The organism is Kitasatospora sp. NPDC085464 (genome assembly GCF_044541955.1).
In the GTDB taxonomy this organism is placed as follows: domain Bacteria; phylum Actinomycetota; class Actinomycetes; order Streptomycetales; family Streptomycetaceae; genus Kitasatospora.
In genome coordinates, this window is sequence record NZ_JBITTM010000014.1 from 153,209 (window position 1) to 176,073 (window position 22,865).

Here is a 22,865-nt window from a genome sequence, read left to right on the forward strand (position 1 = left end):
GGAACAGGTGCCGGAAACCGGTCCGTAGGTACGATTCCGGCGTGGACGTGGACGAATCACGCGAGCGAGCGCGGCTCGACTGGCAGGCCGGATCGATCTTCCGCCCGGTCCGGACCGGCAACGCCTTCGAGGAGACCGTCGAGCGGCTGCTCCAGGCGATCAAGCTCGGCGTCTTCGGCCTCGGCGACCGACTGCCCGCCGAACGCGACCTCGCCGTCCGGCTCGGCGTCAGCCGGGAGACCCTGCGGGAGGCGCTGCGCACCCTGCAGCAGGCCGGCTGCGTCGAACCCCGCCGCGGCCGCTACGGCGGCACCTTCGTCACCTACCGGATGCCCGCACCGGACGTCGCCGACCTGCGCCGCGCGGCCCGCGACCTCGGCGGCTCCCTGGAGGACGCGCTGACCTACCGTCAAGTCCTGGAAGCAGGAGCCGCCGAAGCCGCCGCCCGTCACCCCCTCACCCCCGACCAGCGGGCCCACCTGGAGAGCCGGCTGGCCGACCTGGAGGAAGCCCCGCCGGAGCAGTACCGCCAGCTCGACTCCCGCTTCCACCTCGCCATCGGCGAACTCACCGGCTCCCCGACCCTCGCCGCGGCCATCGCCGAGGCCAGGATGCGCCTCAACGACCTGCTGAACGCCATCCCCATGCTGGACCGCAACATCGAACACGCCGCCGAGCAGCACCGGGCCATGGTCCGGGCGATCCTCGACGGGGACGGCGACGCCGCCCGCCGCGCCACCGAGGAACACCTCGCCGCGACGGCCGCCCTGCTGCGGGGCTTCCTGGCCTGAGGCGTGGGACCGCCGAGCGCGGCGTTCGGGAAGTCGACGGCGCGCCCCGAGCGTTCAAGAAATCAACGGACTCCGACTTAAGAGCCACTTATGGTTACGGACATTGACGTGTCCGGGTCCGAGCGGGAGGGTGATGGGCAGGCGGGCGCAGCGCGCGGCTCCCGCCCCCCCGCCTCCTCCACCGCTCCCGGAGTCCCCGTGATCACTCGCAGGACCATGCTCGGCGCCTCCGTCGCGGCCCTGGCCGCGCCCGCGCTGGTCGCCGCCCTGTCCCGGCCGGCCGACGGCAGCACCACCCCGCAACGCCTCGACGTCGACCTGGTCAACACCGTGTCGTCCCAGCAGGTCTACGCCTACGTCCTCGGCCTCGACCCGGCCCAGGGAAACAGCTGGGCCTTCCTGCGCTCCGACGGCAGCACGCTCTACCACCCGCCCTCCCCGAGCGCCCCGGGCGCACCCCTCGGCGCCGACTGCGCCATCGCCCTGAACGCGCCCGGCGGCACCCCGCGGCGGATCCGGCTGCCGTACCTCTCCAGCGGCCGGATCTACTTCTCCGTCGGCCGCGAACTGGTCTTCCGGATCAACCCGGGCCCGGGCATCGCGCTGCCCTCGGTGAGCAACCCCACCGACCCCAACATCGCCACCGCCTACGGGTTCTGCGAGTTCACCTACGGCCCGGACCAGCTGTACGCCAACATCAGCTACGTCGACTTCGCCGGCGTCCCGATCGCGTTCGACCTCACCGCCGGCAGTGCGCGGCAGCACGTCAGCGGCCTGCCCGCCGGCGGTCTGGAGTCCGTCGCCAACGCGCTGCGCACCCAGGCCGCCGCCGACGGCCCCGACTGGGCCCGGCTGATCGTCCCGGACCCCGCCGGCCGGACCCTGCGCATCCTCAGCCCCAACACGGCGATCAGCGCCGACCCGTCACTGTTCAACGGCTACCTCGACGGCTACCTCACCGCCGTGTGGCAGAAGTACCAGGGCACCGACCTGGTCGTCGACACCCAGGCCGGCTGGGGCACCGTCACCGGCCGGGTCCGCAACGGCGTCCTCACCTTCCCCGGCGTCGGCGGCTTCGCCAAGCCCTCCACCGCCGCCGTCTTCAACTGCAGTTCGGCACCGTTCACCACCGGCAACGACCTGATGGGCAACCTGAGCGCACGACTCGCCGCCGCACTCAACCGCACCACCCTGCTCGACGACCCCCACCAGCCGGACGGCGAGAACCCGGCCGCCTTCTACACCGCTGCGCGCACCAACCACTACGCGCGCGTCCTGCACGCCACCAACCCCGACCACCTCGGCTACGCGTTCCCGTACGACGACGTCCACCCGGCCGGCGTGGACTTCGAAGGCAAGGTGCAGTCGGCGAACCCGACCCTGCTGACCGTCACCGTGGGAGGCACCCAGGGCCCGGTCGACCCCGGGCCGTCACCGCAACCCGGCGGCGGGACGAGCGCCTTCGGCACCATCCGGGCCGAGTCGTACAGCGCGCAGTCCGGCACCGCGCTGGAAACCTGCGGCGACACCGGTGGCGGCCGCGACGTCGGCTGGATCGCGAACGGCGACTGGCTCGCCTACGCCGGCGTGGACTTCGGCAGCTCCGGCGCGACCCGCTTCCAGGCCCGGGTCGCCTCCGGCGCCGCCCCCGGCGTCAGCGGACTCGTCCAGGTCCGGCTGGACAGCCCGACCGCCGCACCGGTCGGCAGCTTCGCCGTCGCCGGCACCGGCGGCTGGCAGGCCTGGCGGACGGTACCCGCCGACATCGCCCGGACCACGGGCACGCACACGGTGTACCTCACCTTCGCGAGCGGGCAGAGCGCCGACTTCGTCAACCTCAACTGGTTCACGTTCGGCTAGGCACCTCGCCGGGGCCCGGACGGGGCCGTCCGTCCGGTCCGTTCGGTCCGTTCGGGCCGTCCGGGGCGGCGGGCGCGAGCACCGTCGCCTCGAACGGGCGAGATCAAGAAGTGATCATGGGCCGATATGCTCATTTCCCGTCAGGTGCCGCTCCGGCCCTGGTCGGAGCGGGAAGGCGGGATCGGCATGATGGGACCGGCGCACGCGCTGTCGGGTGCGGCGGCGTGGCTGGGGGTCGGCGCGGTCGCGGCCGGCATGGGCGAACCGATGCCGTGGCCGGTGCTGGTCGCCGGCGCCCTGATCTGCGCGGGAGCGGCGCTCGCCCCGGACCTGGACCACAAGGCGGCGACGATATCGCGGGCCTTCGGCCCGGTGTCGCGCTGGCTGTGCGAGGTCATCGACAAGCTCTCCTACGCCGTCTACAAGTCGACCCGGGGCAAGGGTGACGCGCGCCGCTCCGGCGGCCACCGGACGCTGACCCACACCTGGATCTGGGCGGTGATGTGCGGCGCCTCGGCCGCCGGCATCGCCGTGTACGGCGGGCGCTGGGGCGTGCTGGCCGTGCTGTTCGTGCACATGGTGCTGGCCATCGAGGGTCTGCTGTGGCGGCACGCGAGGGTCTCCAGCGACGTGCTGGTGTGGCTGCTCGGGGCGACCAGCGCCTGGATGCTGGCGGACGTCCTCGACCAGCCCGGCAACGGGTCGCAGTGGCTGTTCGACCAGCCGGGGCAGGCCTACCTGTGGATCGGGCTGCCGATCGCCCTGGGGGCGCTGGTGCACTGCATCGGTGACGCACTGACGGTCTCGGGCTGCCCGATCCTGTGGCCCATCCCGATCGGCCGCAAGCGCTGGTACCCGATCGGCCCGCCCAAGGGCATGCGCTTCCGGGCCGGGAGCTGGGTCGAGATCAAGGTGCTCACGCCGGTCTTCATGGCCCTGGGCGCGGTGGGCGCACTGCTGGGACTGGGGCTCGTCGGCTGACGACGCCCCGCCGCGCCGACCCATGCCGACCGCTGGCCCCCGCCGCGCGGGCCGGCGGTCAGCCGCCCGCAGAAGCGCTCCCGCTGGGGCCGGGCTTGACGCAGGGGGCGATGACGGTCACGTACAGGGTGTCCGGGGCGGTGTCGGGTTCGCCGACCACGACCGAGGCGGTGAACTTGTTCGAGTCGTTGGACAGGTCCAGCCGCTGGTCGTCGTTGCGCGTGACGGAGAAGCCGTCCTGCTTCAGCCGCTGCTGCACCGCTTCGAACACGGCGTGCACCTTCGGCCCGGGAATGCCGTGAAGGTCGTACGAGATGTAGGGCATGTACGTCTGGGGAGAGCCGAGCGGCCCGGCCTCGCACGCGTCCTTGTCCACCAGTGGCTCGGCAACCTTCACCGTGTCCTTGTCGGGGACCACGGCGAGCGCACTGGAGGCGTACGCCTTGACCTTCTCCTCGGCCTGTCCCAGGTTCATCGACGGAGCGTCGCTCCCGCAGGCGGAGAGCACGAGGGCGGCCGCCGGCAGAAGGCACCGGACGGCGGTGCGTGCGGATCGTCCGGGTCGGTCGGATCGGGCGGACTGCACAGGTTGTTCGGATCGCTTCACCTGGCCCCTCACTTCGTCGGTGGCTTGGTGCCGTTGGGCCAGACGCAGGGGGAGGAGAACCCGATGGTCAGGGTGGTGGTCCAGTCGCCGCCGTCGTAGATGGAGGCGGTGAAGCCGTCCTTCGGGTTTTCGAGCGAGATGGTGTCGGGTCGGCTGCTGGTGACTTTGAACCCGGCTGCGGTGAGGTGGTCGCGGAAGGCGTTGAAGGTCGCGGCGTGGTGGTCGGCCGGGATGCCCCGCAGGTAGCGCGACGTCACGGCCATCATCCGGCCGTCCTCCTCCGAAGGGGCGTCGTCCTTGAAGCAGTAGGCGCCGTTGTCGCGGTCGGTGACGGCGGTCACCGGCTGGGGGAGGGCGGCGAAGGCGTCGGTGAAGTATGTCGCGGTCTTCTGTTTCGCCTGCTCAAGGGTGATCGTCGGATCGCCCTCCGTACCGGTACTGGTGCAGGACGTGGACGTCAGGAGTACGGCAACGGCCGGCAGTGCCAGCCGCGCCGCGGTGGCGGAGCGGCGGCGGATCCTCTTCGTCATGACGGCTGCCACGTGCCGACGATGACCTTGCCGAACTCCTTGATCGCGTCTCCCGTGGGATTCCAGTAGTGGGAGTGGTCGCTGTTCCCGGCGTTCAGGTGCCGGGCGCCGAAGTCGGGCTCCATGGGGTCCTCCCTGAACCATCCGGTCTGTGCCGTGGCCGCGATCCCGGTGTCCTCGCTTCCCCGGGCGACGTACACGTGGGACGGGTCGAGGTTCAGCTCGCTCGCGTGGTCGACCCCGACGCCGGGGCTGCCGACGAGGACGACGTCGTCGACGGGTGGCTTGAGATGGCTCATGGTGTAGCCCACCGCGACGGTTCCGTAACTGTGTCCCATCAGGACGTTGTGCGACGGTGCGCCCTGGTGGGTCGAGCGCAGGCCGATTTGGAAGCGGGCCAGGTCCTGCTCCGCGCCCTCGGCCCACCTGTCCATGGCGGCATCCGGGAACTTGTTCTGGGGCGCGTCGTAGCCGACCCAGGCGATCGCTGCCGTGGACTTGGTGTGGTCCGCGAGGCCGGCGGCCTTCGCCATCTCGTCCGCCTTGTCGATGTCGCCGCCGACCGTGCCGAACCTGGACGTGGTGCCGGGGACGAAGGTCACGACGTTGTCGGCGGTGTCGGGGTTGTTGACCGAGACGATGGCCCGGCCCCTGCCGTTGGCGTCGAAGCCGAGGAGGAAGGCCGGCGTGTTGCCGCGGAAGGCCAGCTTGTCGCCTCCCAGGCGGCTCTCGATGTCGGCGATCCCCTTGAGCTTGTCCCGCAGGTCGATGTTCTTGGCGTCCCAGGCCATCCAGTCCGGATTGGTGACGGCGCCGTTCGCCCCGGCGATCTTCTGTGGCGGCTCGGGGCCGAGGTGGTCGAGCTGGGTCTGGAGGTCCTGCTTGACCTGCTTCAGGCGGATGCGGTTGGCCTCGTCACGGGCGGTGGCGGGGACGCCGTCGAGGTTGCCGACCCGGTCGGGGTAGTCGTGGATGAACTTCTGCCGCTCGCTGTCGCTGAGACCGTCCCACCACTTCTTGACGTCGGCGGGCGCGGTGCCCGCGGGCGGTACCTGCTCGCGGCCGGTCTGGGCGGCCAGGTCCTGGGCCGCGGTGGCGGCGTCCAGGCCGAGGCCGTTGCTCGCGTTACTGGCGAAGTGGTTGAGTCGGGCGCTGATCTCCCGGTCCGCCTGGTCGGCTTCGTTGAGCGCGGAGGTGATGCGGTTGCTGATGGCGATGGCCGTCGTCTCGGCACCGGCGCCCGCGTAGTTCGCGGACGTCGGCTCGTTGTCCCAGGTGATGCGGCCGTCGGGGGCGACGGTGAGCTTGGCGGCCTTGGCGTCGTCGAGGGCGTAGACCAGGTGCGACTGCGCCAGTGCGAACTGCTCGGCGGCCTTGGCGAGCGCCTTGCCGACGAGGTCCAACTCGGTGTGTGCGGACTGCAGTTCGGTGCCCAGGAAGCGGATCCGGGCCTGCGCGTGGTCGGATGCGGTGCCGGTCCAGTGCGAGTTGGCCAGCCGGTCGGCGACCTCGTGCTGCCAGGATTCGATGTGCCGGCCGAAGGCCGAGTAGAGCGCGTCGAACGCGTTCTTCGCGATGGTGATGTTGATGACGTTGGCGTCGTACAGCGTCTTGATGTCCACCGGGCTACTCCGTGGCCTTCGCACTGGAGGGCTTCACGGGGCCCGGGACGACGGCCGTGCCGAACGGGTCCGGCTCGTCAGGCACCGGCGCGGCCGGGTTCCGCATGCTCTGGTGGACGTCCTTCTCGACCTGACGGTAGTAGGTGGCCGTCGTGCCGAGCTTGGTGCCGACATCGCCCATGTCACCGGCGAGCTTGTCCAGCAGCGTCTTCCAGTTGGTACCGCAGTCCCGCACCGCCGCGGCCGTCAGCCACCCCTGCAAGGTGCCCGCAGCCTGGTTGCACGGCTCCGCGAGCTTCGACGTCTCACCCGGTATCAGACCGCCGATGTGCTGCGCACTCTGTCCGCAGCCGTCCAGTTCGGCCGGATTGACCTTGAACTGCAAGCCGGCATCAGGATCTGCCACGTTCTTCCCCCCGTTGGCCCCCCTTGTCCCGGGCCCGGCGTCCTGCCCGGTTCCGAGAGCTTTCAGTTTCGGATATTAACGGATCGTTGATCTGCGGGGGCGAGTATTGAGCGGGCTCGATCGGGTACGATCCGCCATGCTTCCCCCATTGCCACCGGACCCGGCGTACTGCCTGCTTCCGGGATCAATCGACGTCGGATGGAAGCGGGTCGTCGAACGGTTTCGGGTGGGAATCGATGGGGCTCCGGGCGGCTGTCGGCTGGCCGGCTGGGGGTCAAGCCGCCGGGCGGGGCGGGATCCTGTGATCGTTCCGGGGGGATCCGGCGGGTTGTGCGCGCGTTGTGCGCCCGTTGTGCGCACACCCTCCGACGTGCTGTTCCTGCAGGTCGGAGGGGTCCGGGCCGGCCGCTATGCTGTCCGGCGGTCTTCGGACCGCATGACGGGATATCGGGGGAGATGTCATGGACAGCGACGGTTCCGGGACGGGCCTGGGTGTCGGTCGGCAGTACCGGCAGTACCGGCAGTACCGGCAGTACCGGCGGCAGGGGGCCTGACGGTGCCCGACCACGATGCGCACCCGCTGGGGGAGAAGCCGGGTAGTCAGCGCCAGCAGGTGGAGCGGTTGAAGAAGACGATCGACGAGTCGCACGGCATGTGGGGCGCCGGCGATCTCAAGTACGCCGTCCACGACGCCTTGCAGCTGCCCGCTCCGAAGGGGGACGCGGGCAAGCTCGGTGAACTCGCGGCCGCCTACACTGCGGCGGTCGGGCAGATCGACGAGATCCAGATGAAGGTGGAACGCGTCGGCTCGCAGCACCTGCCCGACGCCTGGACCGGCCAGGTCGGGGAGAAGGCCGCCGAGGTGGTCAAGGCCTCCGCCGACGACCTGACGCACTGTCGTGACGCGCTGGGCCAGGGGCGGCTGCACCTCACGACGCTGGCCACCGCGCTGAGCGAGGCGCAGACCCTGCACGGGCAGGGCGCCGCGCCGCTGAGCGAGGCACTGAGCCTGCTGCACGAGATCACCGTCGCCGGCGCGCCCGACCTCGTCCACTGGGACGACGACACCATGCACACCGCGCACGCGAGGGCGAAGGACGGCATCAAGTCGATCTTCGACGCGGCGGTGAAGGCCGAGACCGCCGGCCGCGCGGCCGCCCGCGAGCTGAACGCGCTGGCGGGCAAGGCGCTGGCGGGCAAGTTCACGAACAAGGGCCTGGGGGCGGCCGACAAGCTGGTCCTGGCCGACGCCGCCACGGCCGGGAACCAGAGGTACGGCAGCATCCTCACGGCCACCGACGTCACCAGGGCCGCCCAGTTCATGGACAAGATGAGCGAGGCCGACCGGGCCCGCCTTGACCGGCTGCTGGCCGGGACCAAGTCCCCCGAGGAGCGCGCCTACCTGATGAAGGCGCTGGCCGCCGGGCACGGCTACGACGAGATCAAGGCCTTCGACGACCTGATCCGCGAGCACGCCGACAGTCCCGGCTGGCTGGCCGCGCGGATCTCCCCGGTGCAGCTCGACGCGACCTCCACCCAGACCATGGACACCGGCTACCAGGGCGTCCAGTGGACCCAGGGTAACCACGGGACCTGCGTGGCCGCCTCGACGGTGACCGCCCGGGCGCTCGTCGACCCGCTGTTCGCCTTCCAGCTCACCACCGGCGGGCACCCCGGCGACCCGCAGTACGACAACGGCAAGGCTGCGAAGGAACGTTGGGACCAGGAGACGAACCGCGTCTACGACACCCGCGGCTGGTGGCACCGGATGAGGGACGGGATGACGCCCTGGGAGTCCACGGACGTCGCCGACGACGAGATCGGCAAGCACACCGGCACCGAGTACCACACCGTGGACCTGGAGGGCGCGGATCAGCGCAAGGACGTGCTGGCCCGGGTCGAAGCGGCGGTGGACCAGGGCAAGCCGGTGCCGATCGAGGTCAAGGAGGACACCTGGCTCGTGCCGGCCCGCCACCAGATGATGATCATCGGGCATCGGGGCGACCAGCTGGAGATCTACAACCCCTGGGGCTACACCGTGTGGGTCAGCGAGGACGACTTCGTCCACAACCACATGGGCGGCGCGACCAAGGGCCGGCTGCCCGTCGCCAACAACGTCAGCATGCCCGAGTGAACCGGCAAGGAGCAGAGTTGAGCACACCCCAGCCCATGAGCGACGCCCGGCTGGCCGAGCTGGACGTCGAGGTGCTGCTGCGCTTCGGCCTGCCGGCCGCCGGCCCGCACCGCGCCACGCTGTTCGGCGACGGCGCGGTGGCCGCCGCGATCACCGTCGACAGGCTCGGTGTCCTGCCGCGCGCCCTGGTCTTCCTCGGCGAGGTGGTCCGCTCCGGCGGCACCCGCTACGCCGCCGCGCTGCCCGAGCCGCTGCCAGGCACCGCGGCGGCGGTGGCCCGCGGCTGGCTGGAAGCCGCCTCGATGGTCGTCGGCGATCCGACCGGGGACCTGCTGGTCGCCCGCTGGCTGGACGCCGCGGCCACCGTCCTGGCCCTGCAGGTCACCCACCGGGAGACGACCTCGTGAAGAAGTGGCAGCGGATCCTCCTCGTGCTGGTCGCGGTGCTCGCCGTCGTGGGCACGGCGGGCGCGGTGGCGATCCACCGGATGACGACCGGCAAGCTCGACCACGGCACGGTGGTCACGGCGACCGCGGGAGAGATCACCGTCCGACCGGGCGAGCTCTTCTCGATCGAGGTGGGCGCGTACCCGACGGCCGGCGACATCTGGTCCGTGGCCGATCCGGCGCCCGACGCCGCGGTGGTGCGGACCGTCGGCGACGAGTACGTCCGGGACTTCGGCGTCGGGGACCTGCTCGACTCCGGCGAGATCGGCGCCCTCGGCTCGGGCGGCCACTACTACTTCGTCTTCCGTGCGGCCCCGAACTCCGGCCGGACCACCGTCACCCTGCACGTCGACTACCGCGACGACGGCATGACGTTCTCCGGCGAGCCCGCGCAGGCCAGGCGCCAGTTCACCGTCCGGGTCGCCTGACGGCTGTCGGCTGACGGCTGACGGCTGACGCCTGACGGCGACTCTGCTACGCCGCCGGCCATCCGGCGGCGCGGCTTCAGCTCCGGACGGTCGCCGCGGACACCCCGTACGCCCCGGCGGCGGACTCGGCGAAGCGCTGCTCCTGCATGCCCGTCAGCTTGCGGACCATCAGGACGGCGAAGACCGCGGCGGCCACTTCGAGCAGGTCGGAGGCGGTCAGCCAGAGGACGGACTGCTGGTAGGTGTCCGGGAACTCGGCCTTCGCGTTGTACTGGGCGCCGACCCGGCCGACCACGCCGGCCGCCAGGAAGGTGCCCCACCAGAGGTTGAGCAGGGTCTGCGGGAGCGGTGGGCGCACCCCCGACCCGTCCGGGCGGGCACCGGCCTGCCAGGTGTCGGCGGCGATCTGCCGGGGGAGCCAGAGCGCGGCCACGGGAGTGAACCAGCCGCCGATCGCCCAGCCCCGCCTGTACCGGTGCCCGTGCGGGTCCAGTGTCTCGGCATTCACCCGCACCCGGTAGAACCAGGTGATGAACGCCGCACCCGAGGCCACCAGGACCAGCATGTGGATCGTGCTCGCGTTGTCGCGGAGCTGGTCCACGGCGTTGAGCGTGGCGTCGTCGACCAGTTCGGCGTCGGTGGCGAGGCCGCCGGCCGCCTGGTACATGCGGAAGTCGGCGACGAGTGAGAACAGCGTCGTGGCGCACGTTGCGGCGAGCAGCGCGGTGGCGGCGATGGAGGTGGCTCGCGGCGAGCGGTACACGGCGGGTGAAGGCATCGGTGAAAGGCTCCAGGAACGGACCGGAATGGCGGAGCGACACCTTAGGGCCTGGACATTCGTTCGCACCAGTCCATTTCGGGGACCGGTGTCACCGCGCAGGCCGGAGGCACGGGCGGTGCGAGGCACGGGCGGCGCGCCCGGCGGCCCGCGTCCCGGCCGCCGGGCGCAGCGGGCGGCCGCCCGGCGCCCTCCCCATCGCGCGGCGCCTGTGCTGGACTGTCCCGGCACAGTCCGCACACGACAACGGGGTGACGGCGATGCCTCTTGAGGGCGAGTACGATCCGAGTCCGGCACAGTGGGTGCGCGAACAGGTCGAGCTGTACGAGAGTTCGGGCGGCACGCAGGGGACGACGCTCTGGGACACCGGCCTGCCGGTCGTCATCGTCACGATGCGCGGCGCGAAGAGCGGCAGGATCCGCAAGATTCCGCTGATGCGCGTGGAGCACGAGGGGCGGTACGCGGCGGTGGCCTCGAAGGGCGGCTTCCCGCGCCACCCGGACTGGTACTTCAACCTCAAGGCCGAGCCGCAGGTTGAACTCCAGGACGGCCCCGAACGCCGGCGCATGACGGCCCGTGAGGTCACCGGGGACGAGAAGGCGCAGTGGTGGCAGCGCGCGGTCGCCGCGTACCCGCCGTACGCCGAGTACCAGGAGAAGGCCGACCGCGTGATCCCGGTCCTCGTCCTCGAACCCCACCCCTCCGAACCCCACCCCTCAGGACCGCCTGTCCTGTGACACCGAACCTTGATCGCGTGCCGTCGAAGGCTGAGCGAGTCGCATGGTCAGGACACCCCGTCATGCGGGGTGCTCGGCCCGGCCCGATACGGGATCCCTTCTCTGCCGGAGCCAGTGCCGCATCAGGCAACGTTCGCCCTGTTGTGAGTCTGCCTGCCAACAAGTTCGGCCGGTGACGATAATCGACCGGGTGACCACTGTCGAACGCCCTCTGCCGCCCCTGAACGCCGACGAGCGCACCACGCTCGAAAGCTGGCTTGACTTTCATCGCGCAACACTCGCCATGAAGTGCGAGGGCCTGGACGACGAGCAGGCTGCCGTCACGTCCGTGCCGCCGTCCGGCTTCACACTGACCGGTCTCGTCCGGCACATGGCCGAGGTGGAGCGGAACTGGTTCCGCCGGGTGTTCGCCGGAGAACAGGCACCCCCCATCTACGACCCGGAGGCTGACCCGGATGGTCCCGACGGCGGCTTCGATCTGCCCGAGGGCGCCACCCTGCGCGACGCTCTCGCCACCTGGCACACGGAAATCGACCGCGCCCGCGAGCACTGCGCCGGCCGTGCTCTGGCCGACACCGGCCGCTTCATGGAACAGGACGTCAGCCTCCGCTGGATCTACGTCCACATGATCGAGGAGTACGCCCGCCACAACGGCCACGCCGACCTGGTCAGGGAACGCATCGACGGCGCCACCGGCGTATAGCGAGGTTCCTGGAGTTCTGCCGCTACCTGCGCAGCCTCCACCCGCCCGAGGTCCGGACCACGATCGTGCCGGTAGGAGCCGTCACCGCAGCGGCGAAGGACCGGCAGCAGATACAGCCCCACCCGCGACGGCAGATTCCGGACCCGGGCCTGCACCCTGCCGGTCTGCGCCGGCGCCTCGTCGACCATCTCGAACGGGACCAGCGGGTCAACGCGCCGAGACGGCCGGGCGTGAACGCCCTTGCGGCAACCACGACCTCACGAGAGATGACAGACTGAGCACCTGCGGAGCTCCTGCTGGAACAGTGATCCCGGTCGAGACTGTTCCAGCAGGAGCTCCGTCCCTGGGCCGGCGGCGGCGCCGGAACGGTGACCCCGCGTCTGGCTGATGAACGATGGTGGTCGTCTTGCACTTCGCGCTCGCGTACAAGGAAGAGGCCCGCTGCCCCGTCTTCCTGAACGGAGTCATCCATGAGGAGTTCTCCGACGACGGCTACGACAAGCCGATGCAGTACGCCTGGCACTACGCCGTGGGCCACGCGCCGCTGGCCGGCCTCCCGCCGGAGCTGTGGCTGATCACGAAGGGCCGGGCCTACGACTTCGACTTCCACACGGCCTTCGGCGGGCACGTCGTCAGCGGCGACTTCCTGTCCCTGATGCAGTCCACCGACACCGGCAACTGGCAGGCCGCGAGGCTGCACGCGGTGTCCACCAACGGCGATCCGAGATCGGCGAAGGACTATTTCTTCGTGAAGTTCCCCCGGGCCGAGTTGCTGAAGGTCGAGGACGTGGTCGACCTTGAGAGGTCGAAGATCGACTTCCGCCCCGACGGTCAGATCAAGAAGGTCTGGGAGCTCAGGTTCAGGAAGCCACCGGAGCGCGACCTGTTCTTCATCGACTGCGTCGCGCTCCTGGGTATCGCCTTCTGCTCGGAGAGGTTCGCCGAAACCGCGAGGCAGTTCGGGGCGAGGGGGGTCGAGTTCGTCGAGCTCCCCGAGATCGGGCGCATCCAAGGTGCATGACCGCTTCCTGGGGCAGGTTGTGGAGTCGGGCGATGCCGAGGATCGCATGGTGGACTCCGCCGCCCCGTGAGTCGGCAGTCGTGCACGATCTTCCAGGTCTTCAGGCGCGCGCAGACGTGCTCGACTCGGGGCCCGGACCCGCTTGGGCTCACGGTTGTGCTCGACTTGCCACCCGGCCAGTTCTCCTCCACGGGGCCGGCGGTGCGGGATGACCAGGCCGGTGCCCGGGTAGCCGCCGTCGGCGATGGTGGTCGTTCTGCCGACGAAATCCCATCCGGCAGACGACGCCTGCTGTCCCGTCATCGCGCGGGCGCAACCACTGCGACCACGGGATCCGCGCGAGCCGGGGAATCGGTCTTTCCGATGTCTTGACGAACGCATGACACTGACGGACCATCAAGCTGGCGCGCGCCGAACCTCCTCCACCGTTCCGCCCCCACGGACCCCCACAGGAGGACAGTCATGCGACTGCCCCGCCGAGGGAAGCCCGCCGCGGCCACCGCCGTCCTGCTGGCTCTCGCCCTCGCCACCCCGATCACCGCCCGGGCGGCCTCCCCCGACCGCCCGTCGGTGCCCGCGTCCGCCACCACCGCGGACACCGGCACCGACAGCACCCTCACCGGCACCGACAACGCCGGCACCGACAACGCCGGCACCGACAACGCCCGGCAGTATCGGATCGACGGACCGCGCACCGTCGCCGAACGCACCGCCGTCGCCGCGACCGGCGCCTCCGTCGACGCCGTCCTGCCCGACGCCGTCGTGGTCACCGCCGACCCGGCCGAGGCCGACCGGCTGCGCGCGCTCGGCTGGTCGCCGGTCGCCCTGCCCGGCCCCCGCTACGGCCTCGGGGCCGGCACCGACGGAGCGCCCGGCGTGGCCTACGACTTCCCGCAGGCCGACTCCGGTTACCACAACTACGCCGAGGCCACCGCCGACATCGACGCCGTCGTCGCCGCGCACCCCGACATCATGAGCAAGCGCGTCATCGGCACCTCGTACGAGGGCCGGCCGATCGTCGCGGTGAAGATCAGCGACAACGTCGGCACCGACGAGAACGAGCCCGAGGTGCTGTTCACCGCCCACCAGCACGCGCGCGAGCACCTCACCGTCGAGATGGCGCTCTACCTGCTGCACGAGTTCGGCGACAAGTACGCCACCGACAGCCGCATCGCCAACGCCGTCAACAGCCGCGAAATCTGGGTGATCCCCGACCTCAACCCGGACGGCGGCGAGTACGACATCGCCACCGGCCGCTACCGCAGCTGGCGCAAGGACCGCCAGCCGAACCCCGGCAGCAACAGCGTCGGCACCGACCTCAACCGCAACTGGGACTACAAGTGGGGCTGCTGCGGCGGCTCCTCCGGCTCCACCTCCAACGAGACCTACCGGGGCAGCGCGCCGGAGTCGGCCAAGGAGACCAAGGTGGTCGCCGACTTCGTCCGCAGCCGGATCGTCGGCGGCAAGCAGCAGATCACGGCCGCCATCGACTTCCACACCTACAGCCAACTGGTGCTCTGGCCGTTCGGCTGGACCACCGCCGACACCCCCACCGGCATGACCGCCGACGAGTACAACACCTTCGCCACCCTCGGCCGCACCATGGCCGCCACCAACGGCTACACGCCGGAGCAGTCCAGCGACCTCTACATCACCGACGGCGCCATCGACGACTGGCTGTGGGGCACCCAGCGGGTCTTCGCCTACACCTTCGAGATGTACCCCGGTCCGAGCGGCAGCGGCGGCGGCTTCTACCCGCCCGACGAGGTCATCGGCCGTGAGACCAGCCGCAACCGCGAAGCGGTCCTGCGCCTGGTGGAGACGGCGGACTGCGTCTACCGCGCGATCGGCAAGCAGCAGCAGTACTGCGGCATCCCCGCCTGACCGACTGCCTGACCGACCGCCCGCCTGCCCGTCTCCGTACGGGTCGTGCCCGGACCGCCGAGCGGTCCGGGCACCACGGCGTTCGCGGCCCTCGTGGCGGAGCCTACGGAGCCCGGCCGTCCTGGACACCACGTGGAGTATCGCGGCCTGCCGGCGGCCGCTGTCGGTGACGGCCCGTACGGTGTGCCGCATGGGACAGGAACGTGCCGTGCGTGCCGAGCGCTTCGGTCCGCTGCCCGGGCGGGTCGGCCACGTGGGCGGGATCGAGTCACTCACCCTCGACGGGCGGCGCCACTACTTCGGCTTCGACTACCGGAGCGACCTGGTCGTCTCACCGCTGATCGACGACCCGGGCGCGATGGCGGCCTTCGCCGCCGAGCACATGCGGCAGACCGACGGCAGTCACGGCGAGGCCTACTGGGCGGGCCTCGTCGCCGACGCGGTCGGGACGTCGGGGCTGGTGTCGCAGGACGCCGAGCGGGCGTTCACCACGGCAGGCCTGCGCGCCGACCTGCCCGAACCCGGGAGCCACCTGCTCTACCTGCTGGACGCGGCCGGCGAGTGGGACGACGCGTGCCCCCTGCCGCCGGAGGCCCGGCAGGCCTGCGCGCGACTGGGGTTCGACGAGGACGACCTCGCGGAGTGCGTCGACGAATGCCTTCGGGCCCTCGGGGAGGGCGGGGCACCGGGGGTGGACGGCCGGTCGGACGAGTGGACGGTCGTCCGCTGCTACGTCGCGTCCGCGGTGACGCACCTGCCCGGCAACTGGGCGCTGCTCTTCGCCCCGCTCGCGGAGGCCGTCGCCGTGCGGGAATGAGCCGTCGGCCGCTCCGGGACGGGAGCGGCCGACGGCGGGTGGCGGGCGGACCACCGGGCGGGGGCCTACCGGGCGGGGCGGCTCGCGGCGAGCAGGTCGGACAGGAGGGGGAGCAGGTCCTCGGGGTCGGCGGCGGCGAGTTCGTCGAAGGCGCCGCCCGAGCGGGCCAGGATGACCCCGACGAACGCGGCCGCCGCCAGTTCGGCCCGCAGCTGCGGCCGGTCGACCTGCTCGGCGGTGAAGCGGTCGTGCAGGGGCTGGACCAGCCGCTTGCGGAGGTAGGCGCGGGCTTCCTGCTGCACCTCGGTGTTGTCGCCGGGCAGCACGGCGGCCTGGAAGGTCGGGCCGGGGCCGCGCTGGGAGAAGCGCTCCAGCAGGTGGCGCAGCCGGTCCTGCACCAGGAGGTCGGCCGGTGCCGCGCCGCCCAGCTCGACCCGTACGGTGGCCAGGTAGAGCTGCGTCTTGCCGCCGAAGTACCGGGCGATCAGGGCCGGGTCGACGCCGGCCCGTTCGCCGATCTCGCGGGTGGTGGTGCGTTCGAATCCGCGCTCGGCGAAGAGTTCCAGCGCCGCCTGGACGAGGAGCTCCCGGCTGCGGGCGGCGTCCCGGCGCCGGGGCGCGGCGGCCGCCGGTGCCGCGGCTTCCGCTGCCGCGCTCTCCGGCACGCCGCCGTCCGTGACAGGGTCGGACGGGTCGGCGGCAGGGCCGGACGGGTCGGCGGCAGGGCCGGACCGGTCGGCGGCAGGGCCGGACCGGTCGGCCGAGGGGGTTTCGCCGGTCACCGCTCGGCTCCGGCCCGCCGCGCGGGCACCTCGCTCTCGCCGGCCACGCCGTCGGCGATGCTCTCCTCCACGATCAGCTCCTCGTCCACGACCGGTTCCCCGTCCGGGACCAGTCCGTCGTCCACGCGCGCGCCCCGGCGGGCGGCGGTCGCGGCACCGAGCCGCGGCAGGACGATCGTAGCCAGGCCGATCACCACCCACACCGCGCAGCCGATCAGGGCCGCGTCCCGGTAGCCGCTGTCGCCGGGCAGCTGCCGGCCCGGCTCGGTGTGGGCCTGGAGCACGGCGCCGCACAGCGCGCTGCCGGTGGAGTAGCCGATGTAGCGCAGCACCTGGTTGAAGCTGACCGAACTGCCGACCTCGTGGGCGGGCACCGCGTTGACGATCAGCCCCGGCATCACGGCGAAGGTGCAGCCGACGCCCAGTCCGGCGATGCCCATCACCACCAGGAGCTGCCAGAGGTGGTCGCGGGCGAACAGGAAGAACAGCATCGAGACGAGCGAGACCGCGCAGCCCAGCGGGAGCACCAGCGCGGAGGACGTGCGCCGGGCGAGGCCGGGGACCACCTTGCCGGACAGCAGGCTGACCGCCGAGAACGGCACCAGGACGAGGCCGGCGACCACCACCGAGGCACCGAGGCCGTAGCCGGTGGCGGTCGGGGTCTGCACGTAGCGGATCACCAGCGACATCAGCAGGTACATCCCGACGCCCGCGACCAGGCCGGCCACGTCCGCGGTCAGGACGACGGGGTTGCGCAGCGCGCGCAGGTCGACCAGCGGGTGGGCGGTGCGCAGCTCGTGCCACACCCAGCCGACCAGCAGCAGGACGGAGGCGACCGCCACCGTCCACAGCCGGGCGCTGCCCCAGCCCCAGGTCTCGCCCTCGCTGAGCACGAGCAGGAGGCCGACCAGGGCCAGGCCGAGCAGCACCGCGCCGAGCGCGTCCAGCGGGTGCCGCTCGCGCTCCGCCGTCGAGGGCAGGACCAGGGCGGCCAGCAGCAGGGCCAGGGAGCTGATCACGGCGCCGAACCAGAAGCCCGCGTGGATGCCGAAGGCCTGGGCGATCAGGCCGGTGATCGGGTAGCCGAGGCCGACGCCGGCGACGGTGGTGACGGAGAGCAGCGCGACCGTCGAGCGCGAGGCCGCGGCGGGCAGGCTGTCCCGCGCGGTGGCGATGGCCAGCGGCGTCAGTCCGAGCCCGAGGCCCTGCAGCGCGCGCCCCGTGACCAGCCAGCCGAAGCCGAGCGGCAGCGCGGCCAGCACGCTGCCGACCACGACGGCGGCGGCGGTGGCGAGCGTGACCGTACGGCGGTGCGGCCCGTCTCCCAGACGGCCCAGGACCGGGGTGGCCACCGCCCCGACCAGCATCGTGATGGTCAGCGACCACTGGGCCTCGGAGAGCGAGACGTGGTCGACGGCCGCGATGGTGGGGATCATCGGTGCGCCGAGACTGCTGATCACCGCCACCACGGCGCTGAGGAACACCAGGACGGGCACCAGGGCCCGCTCACGTCGTATCGGCAGGCCCGTCGGGGTTGGCACGGACGCGTCCTCCTTCGTCGGTTCGTCGGTTCGTCGCTTCATCGGTGGCCCGGAGTCCCGGCGCTGACGTCATCGGGCGATGTCACCAGATGATGTCATCACATGATGACATGGTGCGGTGGCGGCGTCGAGGCAGTAGCGACTGCCGCCGGGAGACGGGCCGGAGGGAGCGGGAGCAGGCGCGGGGCACCCACCTCCCGTCGGGCACCGCTGCGCGCCGGAGCATGAGCCGTTGTCAGAGGCGCTTGGCAGGATGCTCCCCATGCTCGCCACGCTCGCCACTCGTCCTGACCCACGGCCCACCGCCCGGCCCGTCCCGTCCGATCCGCCCGACGTCCGGGGGGACTTCGAGGTGCACCTGACGGTGGGGCCCGGTGCCGCGGACGCGCTGGCCGCCTGGGCCGACGACCACGGCCTGAAGTTCACCCACATCCTGCTGGACCGCGGTGCGTCGCCCTCGCAGCCGATGCTCACCCTGCGCGCCGGCGGCACGCTGGAGGAGGTCGCCGCGGAGACCGCCCGCGTCACGGGCCGGCTGGACCGGGCCGGGTTCACCGTCCTGCGGGCGAAGATCGAGGCCACGCCGTGGTCGGAGGGCGTCCCGGCCTCGGACGAGGACGCCGTGCGGCACGGGGCCGGCCGGTACTTCGAACACCACGTCAAGCTGCTGCTCCCGGGCCCGACCCAGGAGGGCGGGGACACGGGGCGGCGCGCCCGCCTCGCCGAGCTGGTGGACCGGCACGCCGCGCACCTGTCGCGCAATCCGCGCCGGGTGCGCGAGGACGGCCGGTGCGAGTGGTTCGTGACGCAGCGGTGCCGCCTCGTCGGCCTGGACACCGCGGGCCGCCGGCTGGAGGCACTGCTGGGGGACCTCGCGGACGACGGCCGCGACGTGGTGTCGGTGGAGCGCGAGTTCGTCGTCGTGGACAGCGACGAGGCCCTGGACGCGGGGTGGATAGCCGAGCCCGGGCATGGTGCCGGGCCGTACGGAGAGGGAGAGCCGAGATGACCGGGGACCAGTCCCAGCCGCAATCGCAGCCGCAGTCACCCGTGGGGTGGGAGGACCTGGAGTACGGCCCGTGGCAGGGCGTCGTGCTGCCCAGGCGGCCGCCGTCCGAGGACGTCCGCGAGGACCGGGACCTGCCCAGGAGCATCCGTCCGATCGACGACGAGGCGGTGAGCCAGCAGCCGGTCTTCGACCCCGCCCTCGCCGGGTACAGCATGGCCCTCCGGCCCAGCGAGCCCGCCTTCGCCGACCCGGAACTCGCCGAGCCCTGGCTCGCCGCGCGGCGCGAGGCGCTGAACACCGTACTGTCCGCCGTGGCCGAATCGCCGTGGGCGGACCACCTGGTGCTGCGCGGAAGCATCCTGCTGCGGGCCTGGTACGGGGAGCAGGCACGGGAGCCGGGCGACCTGGACTTCGTGGTCCGCCCGGTGGCGTGGGAGCTGGAGGACGAGCGCACCGACCGCATGCTCGAAGAGCTCGCCGCCGGCGCCGAACGCCTCTCGGGCACGGTGCGGCTGCACGCGGACCAGGCGGTCAGTGACGAGATCTGGACGTACAGCAGGATTCCCGGGCGCAGGCTCGTCCTGCCGTGGTCGGCGCCGGGCGTCCCGGGCGGCACGGTCCAGCTGGACTTCGTCTTCACCGAGCACCTGCCCGTCGAACCGGAGGCCTACCACCTCCCCGGCGTCACCGGCCCCCTGCTCGCCGCCACGCCACAGCTCTCCCTCGCCTGGAAGATCCTCTGGCTGGTGTCGGACAACCACCCCCAGGGCAAGGACCTCTACGACGCGATCCTGCTCTCGCGCACCGCCGAGGCGCCCTACGACCTGCTGCGCCAGGTCTTCACCGGATCCGACGAGAACTGGTCGCGCTGGCCGCTCCTCCCGCAGCAGATCAGCGGGCTCTACGTCGACTGGGACGAGTTCGCCAAGGACTACCCGCAGTTCGCCGGGCCCGTCGAGGAGTACCCGGCGGAGCTGCTCGCCGCGCTGCGCCCGACCTTCGCCGACCGCGGAGAGTACGCACTGCGCGCCCGGTGGCTGGCCCCGTTGACCGAGGAGCTGCGGGACGTGCTGGCGAGTGAGGGCATGGACGCGGTTCAGCAGCGGCTGGACCGGCACCACCTGCCCGCGGAGAACACCCTGGTGATCACCTGCGAGCTGCTGGACGGCGACGTTCGAGGCGCCTTCCGCACCGTCACCGACCGGTCGGACCGGGCGAACCGCAGACTGGTGGAGGCCGCCGACCGCTTCCTCGTGGAGCTCACGGGCGACCGCGCGGCGGACGGCGACGCCGACGGCTGACGGTCACGGGGCACCGCTCCGTACCGCTCCCGTGGCCGGTGATGCCGGCGACGGGAGCGGTACGGGGGCCCGACGGGAGACGATGCAGCACTGCGACCTCAGCCCGGCCGTCGCAGCCCGGCCGTCGCAGCCCTGCCGCCCGCAGCCCTGCGACCACCAGCCGTCGTCGGTCAGAGCTCGTAGGGCCAGACGGCGGTGGTGTCCCGTGCGACACGGACCTCGACCCACGACCCGTCGACACCGTCAGGCAGCGGCGGGCGGCCGCCGTCGGCCTCGGCGAGCTCGAACATGATCAGCGCACCCCCCACGTCCAGGTCGGCCACGCCGTCCTCGTCGAGGCTCAGGACCCCGCGCAGCACCGTGTGATCGCCGTCCTCGCGCACCTCGGGCGTGGCCGACAGGCTCGGCCAGGCGTTCCCGGCCCAGACGAGGTCCTCGTCCACGGTCCACTCGACATGGTGCTCCCGGCCCACCGCCTCGGCGGCTCCCCGCCAGATCACCACCGCGCTGCCGACGGCCGAGCGCACTCGAACGAACATCGGCTCCGCCGGGGCCGACGGCACTGCTTCCACCATGACCAACACCCCGCCATCATCCTCGATCCACCCGGCGGCGACGCCACACGGCTGCACCGGACGGCGGGAGAATCCGCTCGCGGCCGTGGCCGCCGGCGGGTTCCGTTCCCCGGTCAGTCCTCCTCGTCCAGTTCGGACAGGGCGTCGGCGACGAGGCGGGTGGCGAAGCCGTGGTCGTTGTTGCCGGCGACCCGGTTGATGTGTTCGGCGAGCAGCACGGCCAGGGCCTCCAGGGGGTTCATCTCGTCCCCGGTCCAGGGCCCGTACTGCGCCCGCCACAGGGAGGGGCTCAGACCGGTGCCGGCGGCGATGAGCAGACCGGCCATGATGGGGACGACCTCGGGGCGGAAGGTCCTGGGCATCATGCGCATCGTGGCCACCAGGCTGGGCACCACGTACTCCACGACGTCCTGCTCCTGGCGCTCCAGCGTTCCCCGCAGCCAGTTCATGAACACGTAGATGAGGGTGCACGTGCCGTCGACCAGCTCGTCGAGGCCCGTGGCGCCGAGGGACGCGGCGAACTGCTTGATCATCCGCTCCTGTTCGGAGTCCGTCCCCGTCTTGCCGTCGTAGACGGCTTTGAGCCGGGAGTCGACGACCATGAGCGCGGCGCTCACGTCGCCGACGGGAGCGAACTGGGGGTCGCAGGGCGATGACACGGGACTCCTCCGCGGGCGGCTACGAAACGTGACACTGCACGTTCGCAGCGTAGTCCGTCCACCGCTCCGGGGTCAGGCGAATCCTGAGGAAGGGTCATGCGACGGCCGCCCGGGGACTGTCGGTGGGGGGCGTTAGGGTCCGGTCCATGGACGCAGACGAAGCCCTCTGGAACCGGATCGCCGATCTCCTGCCGGAGCCCGCGCGCGAGGAGGTCAAGGACTGCTGGCTGATCGGGGAGCAGGAGTGCGGGCTCGACCTGCTCGTCGGGGGCCTGCTCGCCCGGCAGATCCCGATCGGCGGGGCGGACCGGGCGCAGATAGCCGTGCTCGCCGAGCAGTGGGGCGGGCGCGAGCAGCTGACGCCCGGCATCCTGCGCTGCCCGGACGACGGCGCGCCCGCCCCGGTGCGGCTCCTCGACGCGGAGGGCTTCGGCGGCGCTGCGGGCGACGGTCAGGGTGCAGGCGGTGGCGGGAACGACGGTGGCGGTGACGGTACGGCCGGTGACGGTACGGCCGGCGGTGACGGTACGGTCGGCGGTGACGGGGTCGAGGTGGTGACGGGCTGGCGCGAGCCGGAACTCGCCGACCTGCTCCTGGTGCCGTGGATCGAGTGCACCCGCTGCGGCCGGGTCCTGCTGCGCGCCCACAGCTGGGAGCCCTGGGACGACCTCTCCTACCTCGCCGAGTACTACGTCATCAGCTCCTCGGACTACGACACCGCGTTGCGGATCCTCCCCTACGACGCCGCCGGCGAGGCCTTCGCCGAACTCCTGCACGGCTGCCCGGAGTACTAGGCAGCCGCGTGCGTGGTGACGCCACCGATGAGCCGACAAATCCGAAACAGGACGTCGAGACGACAGTCAGTCGAAGGGCCGGACCCACAGGCGGCGTCACCATGAACATCAGCACTGTCAGTCGATACCTTCGACGATGCGGAAGTCGCGCTCGAAGCCGTCGGGGAGGGCCGCCAGCGCCTTCTGGTACGCCTCGCTCTCGTGTGTCGCGACGGCCTGTTCGAAGCTGTCGAACTCGATCAGAACGACGCGTGAGGCGATTCCGGCTTCGTGGGCGACGACTCGACCGTCGCGGGACAGAACGCGCCCGCCGCCGGCCCGGACGGCCGGACCGGCCAGCTCGTTGTAGGCAGTCAGGCTCTCGGGGTCGGAAATGACGGGGTAGACGCTGGCCCAGTAGCCCTTGGCCATGGAAACCTCCTGTGCTCGGCCGGACACGTCCGACTGCGAATGGACAAC

At 71.8% G+C, this 22,865-nt stretch carries 25 protein-coding genes and 1 pseudogene; 14 read left to right on the top strand and 12 right to left on the bottom strand.

Annotation, left to right across the window (positions count from 1 at the left end; genetic code table 11):
* Positions 1 to 47: 47 nt before the first annotated feature.
* From ACIGG8_RS15075 to ACIGG8_RS15085, 3 genes are all read left to right on the top strand, one after another.
* Positions 48 to 791 (top strand): FadR/GntR family transcriptional regulator, encoded by a 744-nt coding sequence (locus ACIGG8_RS15075; protein WP_396548287.1) that lies wholly within the window; start codon positions 48 to 50, stop codon positions 789 to 791.
* Positions 792 to 989: 198 nt separating this feature from the next.
* On the top strand, positions 990 to 2,651 hold the full coding sequence (locus ACIGG8_RS15080) for a beta-1,3-glucanase family protein (RefSeq protein WP_396548235.1): 1,662 nt from the start codon (positions 990 to 992) through the stop codon (positions 2,649 to 2,651).
* A gap of 186 nt (positions 2,652 to 2,837) precedes the next feature.
* Positions 2,838 to 3,632: a metal-dependent hydrolase gene (locus tag ACIGG8_RS15085; protein ID WP_350520837.1), complete on the top strand. Its 795-nt coding sequence runs from the start codon at positions 2,838 to 2,840 to the stop codon at positions 3,630 to 3,632.
* Between the two features lie 58 nt (positions 3,633 to 3,690).
* Here the strand turns inward: ACIGG8_RS15085 and ACIGG8_RS15090 are convergent, their stop codons facing one another.
* From ACIGG8_RS15090 to ACIGG8_RS15105, 4 genes are all read right to left on the bottom strand, one after another.
* Entirely contained in the window at positions 3,691 to 4,107 is a 417-nt protein-coding gene (locus ACIGG8_RS15090; RefSeq protein WP_396548236.1) for a hypothetical protein, read from the bottom strand.
* Between the two features lie 140 nt (positions 4,108 to 4,247).
* Positions 4,248 to 4,769: a hypothetical protein gene (locus tag ACIGG8_RS15095; protein ID WP_396548237.1), complete on the bottom strand. Its 522-nt coding sequence runs from the start codon at positions 4,767 to 4,769 to the stop codon at positions 4,248 to 4,250.
* Positions 4,766 to 6,391, bottom strand: coding sequence for an alpha/beta hydrolase (locus tag ACIGG8_RS15100; protein ID WP_396548238.1), 1,626 nt, complete (start codon positions 6,389 to 6,391; stop codon positions 4,766 to 4,768). The genes ACIGG8_RS15095 and ACIGG8_RS15100 overlap by 4 nt, the downstream gene beginning before the upstream one ends.
* Before the next feature lie 4 nt (positions 6,392 to 6,395).
* Positions 6,396 to 6,797, bottom strand: coding sequence for a WXG100 family type VII secretion target (locus tag ACIGG8_RS15105; RefSeq protein WP_396548239.1), 402 nt, complete (start codon positions 6,795 to 6,797; stop codon positions 6,396 to 6,398).
* Between the two features lie 556 nt (positions 6,798 to 7,353).
* Here ACIGG8_RS15105 and ACIGG8_RS15110 point away from each other — a divergent pair.
* The 3 genes from ACIGG8_RS15110 to ACIGG8_RS15120 are packed head-to-tail and all read left to right on the top strand — an operon-like array spanning position 7,354 to position 9,805.
* A complete protein-coding gene (locus ACIGG8_RS15110) occupies positions 7,354 to 8,931 on the top strand; it encodes a peptidoglycan-binding protein (protein WP_396548241.1) in 1,578 nt (525 codons plus the stop codon).
* A gap of 17 nt (positions 8,932 to 8,948) precedes the next feature.
* On the top strand, positions 8,949 to 9,338 hold the full coding sequence (locus ACIGG8_RS15115) for a hypothetical protein (RefSeq protein ID WP_396548242.1): 390 nt from the start codon (positions 8,949 to 8,951) through the stop codon (positions 9,336 to 9,338).
* On the top strand, positions 9,335 to 9,805 hold the full coding sequence (locus ACIGG8_RS15120) for a protease inhibitor I42 family protein (protein ID WP_396548244.1): 471 nt from the start codon (positions 9,335 to 9,337) through the stop codon (positions 9,803 to 9,805). Before ACIGG8_RS15115 ends, ACIGG8_RS15120 begins: the two co-directional genes overlap by 4 nt.
* 76 nt (positions 9,806 to 9,881) lie before the next feature.
* On the opposite strand, the gene ACIGG8_RS15125 is transcribed toward ACIGG8_RS15120, so the two are convergent.
* On the bottom strand, positions 9,882 to 10,583 hold the full coding sequence (locus tag ACIGG8_RS15125) for a DUF4328 domain-containing protein (protein ID WP_396548245.1): 702 nt from the start codon (positions 10,581 to 10,583) through the stop codon (positions 9,882 to 9,884).
* A 260-nt stretch (positions 10,584 to 10,843) separates the two neighbouring features.
* Between ACIGG8_RS15125 and ACIGG8_RS15130 the strand changes: the two genes are divergently transcribed.
* Both ACIGG8_RS15130 and ACIGG8_RS15135 read left to right on the top strand, forming a co-directional pair.
* On the top strand, positions 10,844 to 11,320 hold the full coding sequence (locus tag ACIGG8_RS15130; RefSeq protein WP_396548246.1) for a nitroreductase family deazaflavin-dependent oxidoreductase: 477 nt from the start codon (positions 10,844 to 10,846) through the stop codon (positions 11,318 to 11,320).
* Positions 11,321 to 11,510: 190 nt separating this feature from the next.
* Positions 11,511 to 12,023, top strand: a complete 513-nt coding sequence (locus ACIGG8_RS15135; protein WP_396548248.1) for a DinB family protein — start codon at positions 11,511 to 11,513, stop codon at positions 12,021 to 12,023.
* Here the strand turns inward: ACIGG8_RS15135 and ACIGG8_RS15140 are convergent.
* On the bottom strand, positions 11,936 to 12,211 hold the full coding sequence (locus ACIGG8_RS15140; protein WP_396548249.1) for a hypothetical protein: 276 nt from the start codon (positions 12,209 to 12,211) through the stop codon (positions 11,936 to 11,938). The two genes, ACIGG8_RS15135 and ACIGG8_RS15140, sit on opposite strands and share 88 nt — an antisense overlap.
* A 218-nt stretch (positions 12,212 to 12,429) precedes the next feature.
* Between ACIGG8_RS15140 and ACIGG8_RS15145 the strand changes: the two genes are divergently transcribed.
* Positions 12,430 to 13,044, top strand: a complete 615-nt coding sequence (locus tag ACIGG8_RS15145; protein WP_396548251.1) for an Imm43 family immunity protein — start codon at positions 12,430 to 12,432, stop codon at positions 13,042 to 13,044.
* A gap of 13 nt (positions 13,045 to 13,057) precedes the next feature.
* Here the strand turns inward: ACIGG8_RS15145 and ACIGG8_RS15150 are convergent.
* Positions 13,058 to 13,308: pseudogene (locus ACIGG8_RS15150) on the bottom strand (transposase family protein); the annotation flags it as partial.
* 198 nt (positions 13,309 to 13,506) lie between these two features.
* Between ACIGG8_RS15150 and ACIGG8_RS15155 the strand changes: the two are divergent.
* Both ACIGG8_RS15155 and ACIGG8_RS15160 read left to right on the top strand, forming a co-directional pair.
* Positions 13,507 to 14,928, top strand: coding sequence for a M14 family metallopeptidase (locus tag ACIGG8_RS15155; RefSeq protein WP_396548253.1), 1,422 nt, complete (start codon positions 13,507 to 13,509; stop codon positions 14,926 to 14,928).
* A 190-nt stretch (positions 14,929 to 15,118) separates the two neighbouring features.
* Positions 15,119 to 15,745, top strand: coding sequence for a hypothetical protein (locus tag ACIGG8_RS15160; RefSeq protein ID WP_396548255.1), 627 nt, complete (start codon positions 15,119 to 15,121; stop codon positions 15,743 to 15,745).
* Between the two features lie 65 nt (positions 15,746 to 15,810).
* On the opposite strand, the gene ACIGG8_RS15165 is transcribed toward ACIGG8_RS15160, so the two are convergent.
* Together ACIGG8_RS15165 and ACIGG8_RS15170 are read right to left on the bottom strand one after the other, a co-directional pair.
* Positions 15,811 to 16,527, bottom strand: a complete 717-nt coding sequence (locus ACIGG8_RS15165) for a TetR family transcriptional regulator (RefSeq protein WP_396548256.1) — start codon at positions 16,525 to 16,527, stop codon at positions 15,811 to 15,813.
* Positions 16,524 to 18,068 (bottom strand): MFS transporter, encoded by a 1,545-nt coding sequence (locus ACIGG8_RS15170; RefSeq protein WP_396548258.1) that lies wholly within the window; start codon positions 18,066 to 18,068, stop codon positions 16,524 to 16,526. The genes ACIGG8_RS15165 and ACIGG8_RS15170 overlap by 4 nt, the downstream gene beginning before the upstream one ends.
* A 262-nt stretch (positions 18,069 to 18,330) precedes the next feature.
* Here ACIGG8_RS15170 and ACIGG8_RS15175 point away from each other — a divergent pair, with 262 nt between their 5' ends.
* Together ACIGG8_RS15175 and ACIGG8_RS15180 are read left to right on the top strand one after the other, a co-directional pair.
* On the top strand, positions 18,331 to 19,077 hold the full coding sequence (locus ACIGG8_RS15175) for a hypothetical protein (protein WP_396548259.1): 747 nt from the start codon (positions 18,331 to 18,333) through the stop codon (positions 19,075 to 19,077).
* Positions 19,074 to 20,378, top strand: a complete 1,305-nt coding sequence (locus tag ACIGG8_RS15180) for a nucleotidyl transferase AbiEii/AbiGii toxin family protein (protein ID WP_396548261.1) — start codon at positions 19,074 to 19,076, stop codon at positions 20,376 to 20,378. Before ACIGG8_RS15175 ends, ACIGG8_RS15180 begins: the two co-directional genes overlap by 4 nt.
* 170 nt (positions 20,379 to 20,548) lie before the next feature.
* On the opposite strand, the gene ACIGG8_RS15185 is transcribed toward ACIGG8_RS15180, so the two are convergent.
* Both ACIGG8_RS15185 and ACIGG8_RS15190 read right to left on the bottom strand, forming a co-directional pair.
* Complete coding sequence (locus ACIGG8_RS15185; RefSeq protein ID WP_396548263.1) at positions 20,549 to 20,953, bottom strand: hypothetical protein; 405 nt, start codon at positions 20,951 to 20,953, stop codon at positions 20,549 to 20,551.
* A gap of 113 nt (positions 20,954 to 21,066) precedes the next feature.
* Entirely contained in the window at positions 21,067 to 21,612 is a 546-nt protein-coding gene (locus ACIGG8_RS15190; protein ID WP_350520734.1) for a hypothetical protein, read from the bottom strand.
* 146 nt (positions 21,613 to 21,758) lie between these two features.
* Between ACIGG8_RS15190 and ACIGG8_RS15195 the strand changes: the two genes are divergently transcribed.
* On the top strand, positions 21,759 to 22,406 hold the full coding sequence (locus ACIGG8_RS15195) for a hypothetical protein (protein WP_396548265.1): 648 nt from the start codon (positions 21,759 to 21,761) through the stop codon (positions 22,404 to 22,406).
* A 117-nt stretch (positions 22,407 to 22,523) separates the two neighbouring features.
* Here the strand turns inward: ACIGG8_RS15195 and ACIGG8_RS15200 are convergent, their stop codons facing one another.
* Entirely contained in the window at positions 22,524 to 22,817 is a 294-nt protein-coding gene (locus ACIGG8_RS15200) for a DUF1330 domain-containing protein (protein ID WP_396548267.1), read from the bottom strand.
* Positions 22,818 to 22,865: the final 48 nt, after the last annotated feature.

Bases quoted from the DNA above. Each gene is read 5' to 3' on its own strand.
- ACIGG8_RS15200 (WP_396548267.1), bottom strand. From the start codon at position 22,817: ATGGCCAAGGGCTACTGGGCCAGCGTCTACCCCGTCATTTCCGACCCC.
- ACIGG8_RS15140 (WP_396548249.1), bottom strand. From the start codon at position 12,211: ATGGTCGACGAGGCGCCGGCGCAGACCGGCAGGGTGCAGGCCCGGGTC.
- ACIGG8_RS15180 (WP_396548261.1), top strand. From the start codon at position 19,074: ATGACCGGGGACCAGTCCCAGCCGCAATCGCAGCCGCAGTCACCCGTG.
- ACIGG8_RS15185 (WP_396548263.1), bottom strand. From the start codon at position 20,953: ATGGTGGAAGCAGTGCCGTCGGCCCCGGCGGAGCCGATGTTCGTTCGA.
- ACIGG8_RS15195 (WP_396548265.1), top strand. From the start codon at position 21,759: ATGGACGCAGACGAAGCCCTCTGGAACCGGATCGCCGATCTCCTGCCG.
- ACIGG8_RS15155 (WP_396548253.1), top strand. From the start codon at position 13,507: ATGCGACTGCCCCGCCGAGGGAAGCCCGCCGCGGCCACCGCCGTCCTG.
- ACIGG8_RS15095 (WP_396548237.1), bottom strand. From the start codon at position 4,769: ATGACGAAGAGGATCCGCCGCCGCTCCGCCACCGCGGCGCGGCTGGCA.
- ACIGG8_RS15175 (WP_396548259.1), top strand. From the start codon at position 18,331: ATGCTCGCCACGCTCGCCACTCGTCCTGACCCACGGCCCACCGCCCGG.
- ACIGG8_RS15125 (WP_396548245.1), bottom strand. From the start codon at position 10,583: ATGCCTTCACCCGCCGTGTACCGCTCGCCGCGAGCCACCTCCATCGCC.
- ACIGG8_RS15090 (WP_396548236.1), bottom strand. From the start codon at position 4,107: ATGAACCTGGGACAGGCCGAGGAGAAGGTCAAGGCGTACGCCTCCAGT.
- ACIGG8_RS15085 (WP_350520837.1), top strand. From the start codon at position 2,838: ATGATGGGACCGGCGCACGCGCTGTCGGGTGCGGCGGCGTGGCTGGGG.
- ACIGG8_RS15160 (WP_396548255.1), top strand. From the start codon at position 15,119: ATGGGACAGGAACGTGCCGTGCGTGCCGAGCGCTTCGGTCCGCTGCCC.
- ACIGG8_RS15130 (WP_396548246.1), top strand. From the start codon at position 10,844: ATGCCTCTTGAGGGCGAGTACGATCCGAGTCCGGCACAGTGGGTGCGC.